This is a genomic window from Streptomyces sp. NPDC045899 (assembly GCF_056431485.1).
Genome location: NZ_JBWKKP010000008.1, coordinates 274,155 through 287,018 on the forward strand (window position 1 = coordinate 274,155; position 12,864 = coordinate 287,018).

At 68.6% G+C, this 12,864-nt stretch carries 12 protein-coding genes and 1 riboswitch; of the genes, 6 read left to right on the plus strand and 6 right to left on the minus strand.

Features of this window, described 5'->3' with window-relative positions; genetic code table 11:
- Nucleotides 1-15: 15 nt before the first annotated feature.
- Both AC07FT_RS15125 and AC07FT_RS15130 read left to right on the plus strand, forming a co-directional pair.
- Complete coding sequence (locus tag AC07FT_RS15125) at nucleotides 16-270, plus strand: hypothetical protein (protein ID WP_479176591.1); 255 nt, start codon at nucleotides 16-18, stop codon at nucleotides 268-270.
- A gap of 379 nt (nucleotides 271-649) precedes the next feature.
- Nucleotides 650-1,774: a right-handed parallel beta-helix repeat-containing protein gene (locus AC07FT_RS15130; RefSeq protein WP_479176592.1), complete on the plus strand. Its 1,125-nt coding sequence runs from the start codon at nucleotides 650-652 to the stop codon at nucleotides 1,772-1,774.
- A gap of 98 nt (nucleotides 1,775-1,872) precedes the next feature.
- Here the strand turns inward: AC07FT_RS15130 and AC07FT_RS15135 are convergent, their stop codons facing one another.
- The 3 genes from AC07FT_RS15135 to AC07FT_RS15145 form a co-directional block, all read right to left on the minus strand.
- The gene (locus tag AC07FT_RS15135) at nucleotides 1,873-2,358 is read right to left on the minus strand and encodes a hypothetical protein (protein WP_479176593.1); all 486 of its coding nucleotides are present in this window, start codon (nucleotides 2,356-2,358) and stop codon (nucleotides 1,873-1,875) included.
- Nucleotides 2,359-2,644: 286 nt separating this feature from the next.
- Nucleotides 2,645-3,166, minus strand: a complete 522-nt coding sequence (locus tag AC07FT_RS15140; RefSeq protein WP_479176594.1) for a hypothetical protein — start codon at nucleotides 3,164-3,166, stop codon at nucleotides 2,645-2,647.
- 182 nt (nucleotides 3,167-3,348) lie between these two features.
- Nucleotides 3,349-3,693 carry a hypothetical protein gene (locus AC07FT_RS15145; RefSeq protein ID WP_479176595.1) on the minus strand — a complete coding sequence of 115 codons (345 nt, stop codon included), beginning with the start codon at nucleotides 3,691-3,693 and terminating at the stop codon, nucleotides 3,349-3,351.
- Nucleotides 3,694-4,162: 469 nt separating this feature from the next.
- On the opposite strand from AC07FT_RS15145, the gene AC07FT_RS15150 reads away from it, so the two are divergent.
- From AC07FT_RS15150 to AC07FT_RS15165, 4 genes are all read left to right on the plus strand, one after another.
- Nucleotides 4,163-4,936 carry a DUF6227 family protein gene (locus AC07FT_RS15150; protein WP_479176596.1) on the plus strand — a complete coding sequence of 258 codons (774 nt, stop codon included), beginning with the start codon at nucleotides 4,163-4,165 and terminating at the stop codon, nucleotides 4,934-4,936.
- Nucleotides 4,937-5,278: 342 nt separating this feature from the next.
- Nucleotides 5,279-6,544 carry a PP2C family protein-serine/threonine phosphatase gene (locus AC07FT_RS15155; RefSeq protein WP_479176597.1) on the plus strand — a complete coding sequence of 422 codons (1,266 nt, stop codon included), beginning with the start codon at nucleotides 5,279-5,281 and terminating at the stop codon, nucleotides 6,542-6,544.
- 261 nt (nucleotides 6,545-6,805) lie between these two features.
- Nucleotides 6,806-6,942, plus strand: a riboswitch (cyclic di-AMP (ydaO/yuaA leader).
- 11 nt (nucleotides 6,943-6,953) lie between these two features.
- Nucleotides 6,954-8,171: a M23 family metallopeptidase gene (locus tag AC07FT_RS15160; protein WP_479176598.1), complete on the plus strand. Its 1,218-nt coding sequence runs from the start codon at nucleotides 6,954-6,956 to the stop codon at nucleotides 8,169-8,171.
- A 187-nt stretch (nucleotides 8,172-8,358) separates the two neighbouring features.
- Nucleotides 8,359-9,300, plus strand: a complete 942-nt coding sequence (locus AC07FT_RS15165; protein ID WP_479176599.1) for an aldo/keto reductase — start codon at nucleotides 8,359-8,361, stop codon at nucleotides 9,298-9,300.
- A 57-nt stretch (nucleotides 9,301-9,357) separates the two neighbouring features.
- On the opposite strand, the gene AC07FT_RS15170 is transcribed toward AC07FT_RS15165, so the two are convergent.
- The 3 genes from AC07FT_RS15170 to drmB all read right to left on the minus strand — a co-directional run bounded on the left by AC07FT_RS15170 (nucleotide 9,358) and on the right by drmB (nucleotide 12,859).
- Nucleotides 9,358-9,660, minus strand: coding sequence for a hypothetical protein (locus tag AC07FT_RS15170; protein WP_479176600.1), 303 nt, complete (start codon nucleotides 9,658-9,660; stop codon nucleotides 9,358-9,360).
- A gap of 209 nt (nucleotides 9,661-9,869) precedes the next feature.
- Entirely contained in the window at nucleotides 9,870-10,970 is a 1,101-nt protein-coding gene (locus AC07FT_RS15175) for a DEAD/DEAH box helicase (protein WP_479176601.1), read from the minus strand.
- Complete coding sequence (gene drmB / locus AC07FT_RS15180; protein ID WP_479176602.1) at nucleotides 10,967-12,859, minus strand: DrmB family protein; 1,893 nt, start codon at nucleotides 12,857-12,859, stop codon at nucleotides 10,967-10,969. The genes AC07FT_RS15175 and drmB overlap by 4 nt, the downstream gene beginning before the upstream one ends.
- Nucleotides 12,860-12,864 lie beyond the last annotated feature (5 nt).

Sequence of the window (12,864 nt, forward strand, 5' to 3'; positions counted from 1 at the left end):
GGGGGGAGCCGGACCGTGATGCCACCGATCTGCCTGGTGTGCCGTGCGAGACCGTCGGCCGACGAGGGCTACGACCGATTCACCGTGGTCTACTTCCGCCCGACCGAGCGGTACGAGGACGGCTGGACCGGGCATCCGGAGAACGCCGAGTGGTTCTGCGCCGCGCACCTGCCGCTCACCGAGGGCCTGACCGATCTGACGGCCGGCGAGGCGTGGGAGCGGATCACGGCCCGTGCCGCCGCGCCGGGGGACGACGGCGGGTCCCGCTGAAGACGGTCCGGCGTAAGCCGCCTTGACCGACCGGGGTGGCCATCCCCCAGCCATGAACGAGAACTGACGCCCCTTCCGGAACGGTCCGCCCCGATCGGCGTATCGCGGAGGTGCGAATTTTCCGATGTGTGCTTCACATACCTGACGACCCGTCCGATATGCCCGTAGGTTTACTCGTTGACCTGGGGTTTTGCCATGTCCCAGACGGTCGCGCGACCACGGTCATGGACGGCCGTCCCGGTGCGGACGGCTGCCATCGCCGCACGTCGTGATCGGCCGACCGGGGTCCGCGCGGATGCCGAAGGCGATCCCTCCGCACAGTCTGATGCTGCTGATCTCTGCTTGCTCGGCTCGCTCAGAACGCTTAAGGAGACACCTCGTGCGACGCGTGACAACGACCCGCGGTTTCATCCCCGTCATCGCACTGGCGGTATCGGCGTGGGCGCTTTCCGTCCCCGCCTCCGCCCAGGACATGGGGGGCGGGGGCGGAGGCGGAGGCGGCGGCAACGGACCGAGCCAGCCCCCCGTCCCCTGTGGCGACACGGAGGCGCTGATCGACGCCATCGACGCCGCCAACAGCGCACCGGCAGGTGGCACGGTGGTCCTGGCCACCGGATGCGTGTACACGCTGACGTCCGTGGAGGCGACCGGTGCCAACGGCCCCGACGGGCTGCCCATCATCACCGGCAACGTGACCCTCACCGGCCTCGGCGCGACCATCCAGCGCAGCGCGGCCGCTCCGGCCTTCCGTATCGCCGAGGTGGCCGCCGGGGGCAGGCTCACCGTCAACAACGTCACGCTGGCCAACGGCAGCGCCACGGACGCGGGAGCGACGGACGGTGGCGGCGTCCTCACGCTCGGCAAGCTGACCATGAGCCGGGCGACCGTCACCGGCAACACCGCGAGCAACCTCGGCGGCGGAATCGAGGTCGCCTCGGGCGCCACCATGAAACTCTCGGCCACGCATGTGACGCTGAATACGGCGGGCGACGGCGGCGGCATCCACATCAACACCCTGGCCAATGCCCTCGTCAGCGGCGGGAACATCTCCGACAACACCGCCGTGAACACCGGTGGCGGGGTCGCCAACTACGGCATGACGACGCTGAGCAGTGTCGCGGTGGAGAGGAACAGGACGACCAACTTCGAGGGAGGTGGCGTGGTCACGTCCACCGGGCCCCTCACCATCAGCGGGAGCACCATCGCGAACAACACCGCCGGGAGCTTCGGCGGCGGCATCGCCAACCTCGGCAGCACGCTGAACGTCTCCGGCACCGCGGTGCGGGACAACACGGCCGCCCTGAACGGCGGCGGGCTGTTCAACCACGCGGGCGCCACCCAGCTGACCGGGGACTTCATCACGAGGAACACGGCGAACGGCGGCCCCGGGAACACCGGCGGCGGCATCTTCATGGACGGCGGTACGGTGACGCTCAACTCCACCATGGTGCTCGCCAACAACCCGGCGAACTGCCAGCCGGCCATCGGCACCTGCACGACCTGATCCGACGGCCTGGTCTTCGCGAGGGCTGACCGTGGAACGCCAGGCGCCCCTGGAAGCATCGCTTCCAGGGGCGCGGCGCGCAGGTGGAGAGGCGGGGCTCAGCAGTCCTTGTGCTTCGCCTTGGCCTTGACGACCTTCGCCTTGGCCTTCGCGTGCTTCTTGGCCGGGGCCTTGGTCTCCTTCTTCGCCTTCACCTTCTTGTCCTTGTGCACCACCTTGTCCTTGTGCACCACCGGCGGCTCGACCGCGATGTTGGTGCAGTTCGGGCCCAGGTCGACATCGCCGGACGGGGCCAGGACACCGACGTCCGCGCCGAGGCTGGTGTTGGTGTCGCAGTCGTTGCTCTGCGCCACGTGGTCCCCGTTGGTGAAGTTCACGCAGTCCGGGTTCGGGTCGAAGTCACCGGTGCCCGAGAGCAGGGGCAGCTCGGCCTCGGTGCCGAGGTTCAGATCGCAGCTGTTGGACTGGCGGACGCCGTCGTTGTGCGGGAAGAGGCCATACGCACTCGCGCTACCTGCGCCACCGACGACCATCGTGCCCGCGGCCGCCGCGGCCATGAGAGCTACCTTCTTGCTGATCTGCATTGTGCTGGTGCCTCCATATCAGGTTCTCCGCGAGTGATCCGCAGACATCCCCATCAACGAGATTTGTGATCAGCAGGATCCGGTGTGTTCGGGCTCATCACCCGAATGCCACAGTAAAGGTATCTTCAGTCGGCGTGTGAGGTTGAAATTCGGATTTCCGGCGACCGGGTTCTGGAAAAGCAGGAACGCGACCCCCGGCAATGCAGTCCTGGGGGTCGCGTTCATGACGAGAAAGGTGAGAAGACGGATCCGAAGAGCCCTGTCCGAGGGAGCTGCGGCTCTGCTGTCAGCGGCTCTGTGCGCCGGCCGCGGCGCCCGCCTTCTGCTTCGCGTTCCCGTTCGCGGGGTCGGCCCCCGCGAGGTTGGTGCAGTTCGTCTCCTGGGTGACCTCGCCGGGTCCGAGCGAGATGGGGCCGATGACCGAGGTCGTCTTGCAGTCGTTGGACTGCTTGGACACGGCACCCGACTTGCTGACGTTGATGCAGTTGGTCCGCTGCGTGACCTTCCCACCGCTCAGATTGACGGTGACGGGGCCGATCACCGAGTGGGTCCGGCAGCGGTTGCTCTGCTCGGAGACACCGGATTCGGCGTAGTTGACGCAGTTGGTCTCGGTCGTGACGTCCGATGAGGTCACCAGGTTGATCCCGCCGATGACGGAACTCGTGTCACAGCGGTTCTTCTGGCTGCCTCCGTCACCGGGGAGGGCCTGGCGCGCCGATTTGTCGGCGGCATCGGCTCCCCCCGCGCCGCCGACGAGCAGCACTCCCATGGCCGCTACGAGAAGCGCCGTCCTCTTGCGCATGTGCATAAAGAGCCTCCAAGTGGATGCTTGGCGATCTCAGCGAGCATCTGACGAACGACGGCGGTCGCTGAAAGCCTTTTACGTGGCAGCGGCCCTGGAAGGGGAGCTTCCAGGGCCGCTGGTCCCAACGGGGGGATGTGTCACGGAGCTCCGGCTGGGTGCGGGAACACCGCGATCGGGTCAGCGACTCAGTCGTCGACGGCGATGTTGGTGCAGTTGGCGCCGACGTTCACGTCACCCACCGGGGCAAGGCCACCGACCGGGGCGATGACGCCGGTCGCGGTGTCGCACTCGTTGCTCTGGAAGACGTTGCCAGAGCTGTTGGTGAAGTTGATGCAGTCGGCGCCGATGTTGGTGTCGCCGGTCGGGGCGGCCCCACCGACCGTGGCGATGGTGCCGGTGGCCACGTCGCAGTGGTTCAGCTGCGCAACGAACCCGTCGCCACCGTCGTGGGCCAGGGCACCGCCGGCGCCACCGATGACCAGGGCGCCGGCGGCGGCGGTCAGGAGAATTGCCTTCTTGCCGATGTTCACTTAATTCCTCCGTCTGGGTTGCTCCGCGAATTCACGGACGTCTGACTCAACGAAGCTCATCAGTTAAGGCTTCGGTTCACCACTCAGCTTCACCCGTCCGGCATAGCGCGACTTCTGCGGTGCGTGTTCCCGGTGATTCCCGCAATCGATACCGGAAGGAGTGGCATTTGGAGCAGCGCGCAGCGCCGGTGCCTCCTGATAAAGAATGGGCCGCGAGCCGCCCGGCCGGCGCCGTCACCGTGGCCCGCGCCGCGGGGCCATCGATCACCGGGCGCGGACTGCCGTCCCGGCGGCCTGGCCGGACGAGTGATACATCCGGGTGCGGTGACGCTGACGTAGGTGAGGCACAGTCACATCGACAGCTTCGCCGAACCGCAGCGCGGCCCGTGTTCACGCCGCTACGCTAAGTGCGCGAAGCAGTCGCCCCGGGGGGCGCGGCGCATCAAGGCCGGGAGGCGGGAGGACGGACATGGGGCACTCACGAACGGGCGGGACCCCCGCCGAGCTGATGGACGGGCTGCTCGCCCGCGCGCAGAACGGGTTCGAGATCGGCGAAGCGGTGCTGGCCCGGGCGCGATGCGCCCTGATGCACCAGTCCGAGCTGCGTTCCTGTCGCCAGTGCAACGATCCCTCCGGCCCGCTGGGCTACAGCACCTACCGCCATGTCTTCCTGCTCCCGGACGGCAGCAGCCTGCTGCTGTGGGAGCTGGAGCACAGCACCGGTCCGGGCGACGGACCCCACCACGAGCTCTACGCCGACGAGGACGCCCTCGCGCTGGCCGAGCGCCGGGTCCACGAGCGCATCGGCGGCTCCCGCTGGGACGAGCTCGACGGCTTACCCCTCTGGCTGCCCGAGCAATTGCTGCACCAGGCCACCGAGCCGGTGGAGTCGCCCCGTACCTATGTGGCCGACAACTCCGCCGACCACGCCCGCCGGGTGCTGCGCCGCGCCGAGAACCCCGACCGGCCGGGCGGGGAGACCGAGCGGCTGCTGGAGACCGCGTTCGCCCATGACATCGCGCTGGCACCCAAGCCGCGCCGCCGCTCCGGCGGCCCCGACACCACCTGGTGCCGCTTCTACGAGCATGCCTTCCTGCTGGCCGGCGGGGACGAGATCGTGCTGTGGGAGCTGGAGCACAATCTGACCCACGACGGCCGTCTGGTGTGCGAGGTCTACCTCGACGAGGTGTCCGCCGAGCTGGCCGCGGACCGTCACGCCCGCGCGCTCGGCGTCGATCTCTGACCCACGCCCCGGCCGCCGGACGCCCTCGCGTCCGCCCTCCGGTCTCCCCGCTCCGTCCGGCTCCGCAGAAGGCCGCCCGGACCGTCCGGACCGCCCGTGGACCGGTCCGCCGCTCGCCCACCCACATGGACGACACCGACTCGCCCAGTGGCCCGTCAGCCGGAAGCCTGGAGTGACGGACGGCGGCCGCGAGGACCGGACGCTCCGGCTGCGGACCAGCGAAAGCGAGAGAGACCGGTGCGGGTGCGAGGGAACGGGGCTCGTACGAGCGCCCGTACGGAGCAGGGGGCGACCTCGGGGCGCCTGTCCCGGTCCCGTTCGCGCCCCCGGAGCCGCCTCCACATGCTCGTCGACACCAGCGCCGCCAACGGGCCCACCGGGGCCACCGCGGGCGGCGCGTCGGCCGATGAGCCGTCCAGGGTGGTCCTGGGCCGGCGGCTGGTGCGCTGGGTTCCCGGGCTGCTGATCGTCGGCGGGATCATCTTCGACCTCGGTTCCCCGGCCAACTACACCGCGGGTCCCTTCCTCTCCGCCGCCCCGCTGGTCGCCGCTCCGCTCTTCGGGCTGTGGGAGACCGTCCTCACGGCGGTCCTCGCGCTCGCCGCGGCGGTCACACTGGCCGAGTTCCACGGTGTGAAGGACCCAAGCCAGGCCCTGTCCGAGATCATCACCGTCGCCACCGTCACCCTGCTGGCGCTCCTGATCAACCGCCTGGTGCGGCGCAGCGACCGCCGGCTGGCCTCGGCGCGCGGCGTGGCCGAGGCGGCCCAGCGGGCCGTCCTGCCCGTACCGCCCGCCCGGCTGGCCGGGCTGGACGTCGCGGCGCGCTATGTGGCGGCCGAGCGGTACGCCGCGATCGGCGGTGACCTGTACGCGGTGCAGGACACCCCGCACGGCGTCCGGCTGGTCGTCGGCGACGTCCGCGGCAAGGGGCTCCAGGCCGTCGAGACGGTCGCGATCCTCATCGGTTCCTTCCGGGAGGCCGCGGAGCAGGAGACGACGCTGGAGGGGCTGGCGGGGCGGCTGGAGCGGGCGTTGCAGCGCGAGGGCGCGCGGCGGGCGGACCTCGAGGGGTTCGAGGGGTTCACCACGGCCGTCCTGGCCGAGATCCCGCGCGGGGACTCGACCCTCCGGGTGATCAACCGCGGCCATCCGCCACCGCTGCTGCTGGAGGGGGCCGACGGCGGCCGGACGGACCGGGGCGGCTGCACGGTGCGCCGGGTCGACCCGGAGGCGTCGGCGCTGCCGCTGGGGATGGGGGAACTGGGCGGCTGGCCGGACCGGGTGACGGAGCTGCGCTTCACCGAGGGCGCGACCCTGCTGCTCTTCACGGACGGGGTGACGGAGGCGCGCGACCGGGAGGGCGTGTTCTACGACCCCGAGGACCGGCTGCGCGGTCGCCGCTTCGACGGCCCGGGCGAGCTGCTGGACGCGCTGGTGGCCGATGTCGAGCTGCACACCGGCGGCGGGACGTCGGACGACATGGCGCTGCTCGCACTGCGCCACCGCGGCAACGGCAACGGCAACGGCGGTGGCGCCGACGGCCGCGGTAGCGGTGGTCACGGCAATGGTGAGGGACTCGTGAAGGACCCCGGCCACGGACCGTAGTTGACCATGCTCCCTACGCATAACAATTGATGCACGATCAGCGGTTCCAGGGTTTTGCACACCCTTTCCCTGGAGGGTAACTCGCCCCTGTATGTCCAGAATTGGTGGCTAAGTTCAGACCAAAGCTGTGCTGATTCCTCAGAACAGCTTGGAATCACATAGCGCTCTCTATTAACGTTCGATAACGCAGCGCGGTCGTCACAACCGTCGCAAGGGCGGCACCGTGCGCCGTCGCCGAATCCCGTAACGCACAGCGGCAGCAGTAGCACTGCACCACAACAGCACCAAGGGAACCGGGGAACCACCACCTTGGGGTGAATCGGGTCGAACCTGACCCGTAGGAGACCTTCCTGCTCCGAACCCGTCAGCTAACCCGGTAGGCGAGAGGGAAGGAAAGGAGTGCGCCCCAGTGGCGTCCAACAGGTCTGTCCTGGACGAGGCTCCATACCGCGCATCGGGCGTCGGTTCCGGCACCGCCACCGCCTATGGCCCCGGTTTCGACGCGAGTGGAAGCGTGAGGTCCGGTGGCGGATTCGCCACTGAAGGGGGCTTCGCCGAGGAGGCGGGCTTCGCCGCCGACCAGGGGGAGTACGCGGTGAACGGCGCAGAGGGCCCGGCGGGCCCGGGGCCCGACAGCGAGACCTGGGAAGAGTGGAACCCCACGGAGGAGTCCATCTCCGTACGCGGTCGGCACCGCGTGGTGAAGCAGCGGGGCGGCACGATGGCGCGCAGCGGCGCCGTGCTCGGCGTCGGTGTCATCGCCGCGGTCGGCGCGGGCGGGATGGCCAGCGCCAAGGACCGTCCGGCGGCCCCGATTTCCATGCCCGACCTCGCCCACGTCGCCGACGAGGTCAAGGACCGGCTCCCCGACGCCGGGAACATCCCCGGTATCGGCTCGCTGATCTCCGACGACGACGGCTCCGCGACCACCGACGCGGCCCCCCTCTCCCAGGCCGGGCTGACCACCCAGGACGAGGCGAGCGGCACCACCGACGCCGGTGAGGCGCTGCGCGCCCGCATCCTCCAGCAGGCCGAGAACCAGCAGAACTCCGCCGACGAGGAGAAGCGCACCGCCGCCGCCGAGGCCGCAGCCCAGAAGGCCGCGGACGAGGTCGCCGACGAGGTGGCCGAGCGCAAGGCGGAGGCCGCGGCCAAGAAGAAGGAAGCCGAGCGGAAGGCCAAGGAGGCCGCCGAGCGCAAGGCCGAGGCCGAGCGCCGCGCCAAGCTGGCCGCCGCGTACACCCTCCCCGTCGCCTCGTACACCCTGACCGCGGGCTTCGGCCAGGCCGGCGACATGTGGTCCGCCGACCACACCGGACAGGACTTCGCCGCCCCGACCGGTACGCCCGTCAAGGCGGTCCACGGCGGCACCATCACCCAGGCCGGCTGGGCCGGTTCGTACGGCTACCGCATCGTGCTCAAGCTGGATGACGGCACCGAGGTCTGGTACTGCCACCTGTCGTCCATGGTCGTCACCTCGGGCAAGGTGACCACCGGCGATGTGATCGGCCGCGTCGGCGCCACCGGCAATGTGACCGGTCCCCACCTCCACCTCGAGGTGCGACCCGGGGGCGGCTCCCCGATCGACCCGATGCCGTGGCTGCGCGAGCACGGACAGAACCCCTGATGCGCACGCACCCCTGATGCCCACGCACTCCTGATATCCACGCACTCCTGATATCCGCATACTCCGGCGGCCCTGGCGCTCTCTCCCCCCTTGACGCCAGGGCCGTCGGTTCGCGTCCGGAAGTGTGCGTGCGGGGGCGGCCGCCCGCCCCGGAACAAGGTCACTCACCGGTGCGTTGGAGTAACGCATGGCTGACAACAAGCAGAAGATCGGCGATCTCTCCGTCTCCCCGCTCTCCCTCGGCGGGAACGTCTTCGGCTGGACCGCGGACGAGACCGAGTCCTTCCGGGTGCTCGACGCCTACGCCGCCGCCGGCGGCAACTTCATCGACACGGCCGACGTCTACTCGGCGTGGGTGCCCGGCAACCAGGGCGGCGAGTCCGAGACCGTCCTCGGCAACTGGTTCGCCTCCCGCGGCAACCGCTCCGACATCGTCCTCGCCACCAAGGTCGGCGGCTCCCCGGAGCGCCGAGGACTCTCCCCGGCCACCATACGGGCCGGGATCGAGGACTCCCTGCGGCGGCTGCGCACCGACTACATCGATCTCTACTACACCCACTACGACGATGAGTCGGTGGCGGTGGAGGAGATCGCCACCACCCTGGACGCACTGGTCAAGGAGGGGAAGGTGCGCGAGCTCGGCGCGTCCAACATCAGCGCCGAACGGCTCGACTCCTTCCTGACCTTCACCACCCAGGAGGGCCTGGCGCGCTACGCCGCCCTCCAGCCCCACTACAACCTGGTCTCACGCGACACCTTCGAGGGCCCGCCGGCCGATGTGGCGATCCGGCACGGTCTGGCGACCGTCCCCTACTTCGCGCTCGCCGCGGGCTTCCTCACCGGCAAGTACCGCCCCGGCACCGCGGTCGACAGCGCGCGCTCCCCGCGTGCGGCCGCACACCTGGAGACCGAGCGCGGCCGGAAGGTCCTCGCGGCCCTCGACGAGGTGGCCGCGCACCACGGAGCCGAACCCGCCACGGTCGCCCTCGCCTGGCTCTCCACCCGGCCCACGGTCGTCGCCCCGATCGCCAGCGCCCGCAGCCTCGCCCAACTCCCGCCCCTCCTCGCGGCGGCGGACCTCCAGCTGACCCAGCCGGAGCTGGACCTCCTCACCAGCGCCTCGGCCTGAGCCGCGAACGCGGCGGGCGGAAACCGACTCCGCCCGCCGCGGCCGGCGATGAGACCTCTACGAACGCCGATCGGCGAGGGCCCAGGAGGCGAGGGCGACCCCACCCGCGACGGCGAACACCGACGGCCAGGCCCCGATCCTCTTGGCCAGGGGATGCGACCCGGCGAACGCCGCGACGTACATCCCGCTCAGCGCCGCCGCCGTCCCGTTCCCGGCCTTCTCCCGCCACCCCCGCGCGGCCGCGGCCCCGGCGGCGGCCAATGCCACGCCACCCAGCGGCCGCCGCTTGGTCCACCGGGCCACCCCGTACCCGCCGACCAACCCACCCGCGGCCACCACACCCGCCGGAACACCAGCCATCCCCATACCTCCCGCTCGTCGTTGCCTTGACCTTACGCAGCACCCCGTGACGCCGGGCGCGGACACCAGAACTCCCAGGTGAGCTGGACCTCAGCTCCATTCGGGTACGAGGCCGGGGGGCCCGACATGGCTGCGCCGGGATACTTCGAGTCATGTACGGGCGGCGACGGTGTACAGCCGTACGGCCGTATCGTCGGCGCGCTGCGAGATCAGCCGACGTGCCGGGCCAACAACGACTCCGGGATGCTGGACAGGATGGCGGGCTCGCGAGGCCCGCGGTGGGCGAAGTGGAGGTCCTCGCGAGCGCGCGTACACAGCACGAAGAGACGAAGACGCGCGTCCACTCCAGTCGGGTCCTCCGTGTACGCGTCCATGTCCGGGACGAAGACGCTGTCGAACTCCAAGCCCTTCATACTCGCCGTGTTCACGATCCGGATGGGGCGGGTCGAGAAGTCGACGGCATTCCGGTAACGGTCGTCGTACACATAGGCCTGTGTGTATTGGGATAGCCCCAATCGAGTCAGCCCGCTCTGTACATACCGCACCAAGCGAGTCGACCGGCACACGATTCCGATGCTCCGCTCCGGATGCGCGCTGAAGTACCGAGAGATTCCAGTGAGGAGGTACTCCAAGGAAGGCACCTTCAGGACGGTGGGGGTACTGCCGGTGCGAGTCGGGACAGGCATCTCGGACTGGTTCCGTGTTAGGAACTCCGATGCCAGCATCGCGATTTCCCGGCTGTTCCGGCGATTCCCCCACAGCGCGAGCGGATTCGCATGCACTCCGAGGCATCGGGATATCTCGGATACGGTACTCTCCTCGTCGCCGATCCGCTGGGCCTCGTCTGCGAAGACCGTGACGCCGACACCTAGCAGGCGGCAGAGCTGATAGAAGCCGACAGGCAGATTCTGCCCTTCGTCGATCACGAGGGATGCGGTGGATCTGACCTCGCGAAGAACGCAGTCTCTCTGCATATCGGCCCAGTCGTAGCACCATCCCTCATCGTCGATGTGTGGGGGGGCGGTCCGGAAGTGCCCGCGCCAGAAGTCCCGGATCCACCGGTGGTAGGTCGTGGTGTGGAGAGCTTCCGTGAGGTCCGGTGCCATCTGTGCGAGGTACTGATGCAGGAGATGGGAGCGGGTGAGAAGGGTGACGTCACGGCCGGCGGTCGCCAGCGACCAGGCGCGATAGACGGCCATCACGGTCTTTCCGGAGCCAGGTGTTCCGATGATGACGTGGCTTCCGTGGAAAGGGAGGTCCACGACGGCGTGTTGCTCGATCTCGAGATCGAGGAATGAAGGGATTCTCATGACGGATCGACGGCTCCGGCCGACTCCTCCAGGGCGGCCTGGAGGACGTCCCGAAAGAACCCCGGGACATCGCCTTCACCGATCAACAGCGTTCTGTCCAAGAGGGAATTGTCGATCTCGCAGCAAGTCTCCGGAAGCAGCGTGCACGCGTGGCAGGCGGCACGGTTGAGGTTTGCCAGAGACCTGCCGGTGGAGTCGGCGCACAGGGGGTCCTGCGAGCACCACTGTGCCGATTCGAGCAGCCTGATGAGAGTCTCCGCCAGGTTCGGCGGCTGCCCTTGGCGGACGAGTCCGCCGAGGGTTCCTTCGGCATCACCGGCGGCGGTGTAGATGAACACGCCGGCCTGGGGTGCCAGATCGAGACCCGGAGCGTGGCTTCGGGCGTAGACGCGTTCTCGTAGGGATGCCGCGTTGTACCCGCTGTCATAGGAGAGTTGACGGATGAAGTGATGTGCCAGGGTGTGAAGCATCACGAAGCGCGGCAGGAGATTCGGGCCCGACTTGCCTCTCAGCCGGTCGGCCTTGAAAGAGGCGCCCAGATTGGTCTCGATGCTTCGGGTCCAATCACGCACCGACGGAAGTTCCTCCCAAGCGCTTACGCGTTCCTCGTCGACGGCGATGAAGATGCCTTCACCGTAGGTCTCGACTGCGGGCAGCCATGAGGCTCGGCGGTGCGTATTGACCGACACGAAACGGCCGCCTTGCTCTTCTTCGCCGTCACCGGAGACGGGCTCGTACCGCGAGAACCCTTCGAGCGCCCGCACTTCACGTACTCGGTCCGCGACGACGACTGCCGAGAAGCCGGCTTGCAGCTTCCGCAGGGATTCCGGATCGTCGGGCCCGATCCCCAGGTCGGCACGGCGCACGAAGAATGTCTTCGAGTTGGTGACCGATTCCGGTTCGGAGAAGGCAGCCCATTCGGCGATGCTGAGGTCATGGTCGAAGTCGGCGGGATATGACACCGTTGCGACCTCATCAAAATGCCGACGTCGCACTACTTCCACGAACGCCTCCGGGACGTCGCACTGGAGGGCGATCGCGGCCTTCAAGTTGTCGGATACCGGCCCACCGTCCGCGTCTTTGAAGTGTGGCCAGAGAGGATTGTTGACGATCTTCTGGGCGGTTTCGTCATCCTCGGACAGACCTTCGGGCGCGGGAATGTCGATCGCGGAGTGTGTGATTGGAAAGTATACATTGGAGGCGCCGCGCTGTACTGCTCGAGGCTTCTCCTCGCAGGGGTCGGCCTCATCGGACTCCGAGTCCCATGGGTGAGTTCCGGGGCATGAAAGACCGGTCTGTGCCAGGATATTCTTCTGACTGATCCCCGCCAGACTTCGCCCCGCCGGGCAGATGGCGCAAACGACGCGCAGGGCCTCCAGTCCGGACGAATCCGGACTGGCGAGGAAGCGGAGTCGTTGAGCCTGGCATTGCCGCTGGGAATGTTCTTCGCTCCTGGAATGGGCCCATCGATGCCAGTCGATGTCGGCCATATGGCCTGCTTTGCACAGCTGGATGAAGCGCATCGGTGCCAGTTGTGGCCGTTCCGAACAACGCCCGCAGGCAGGCTGTCCGTCCCGCACCTCGCGACCGGGGTGCCAGAGCAGCATGTTCCTGCACCGAGGGCAGAAGAGCCACTTGGGAAACCGGACATAGGTGGGTCCGATGCGGCTTGCAAAGGCGGCCTTGCCGGAGGGGATAACAGGTGCCGCTCGGAATTCCTGGACCCCCAGTTTCTGCGCGAGCCGAGGTGATTCAACCCGTTCGGCGCTCGCTGCCCAGCTCCGGATATCGGCGGCAACGAATGATTCACCTCGGATGTCGAGAATTCCCCCGACGCCGAAGGGAACGATGGTCTGTGCTCTGCGGACCTTGCGGCGAATATCCTTCACTGCTT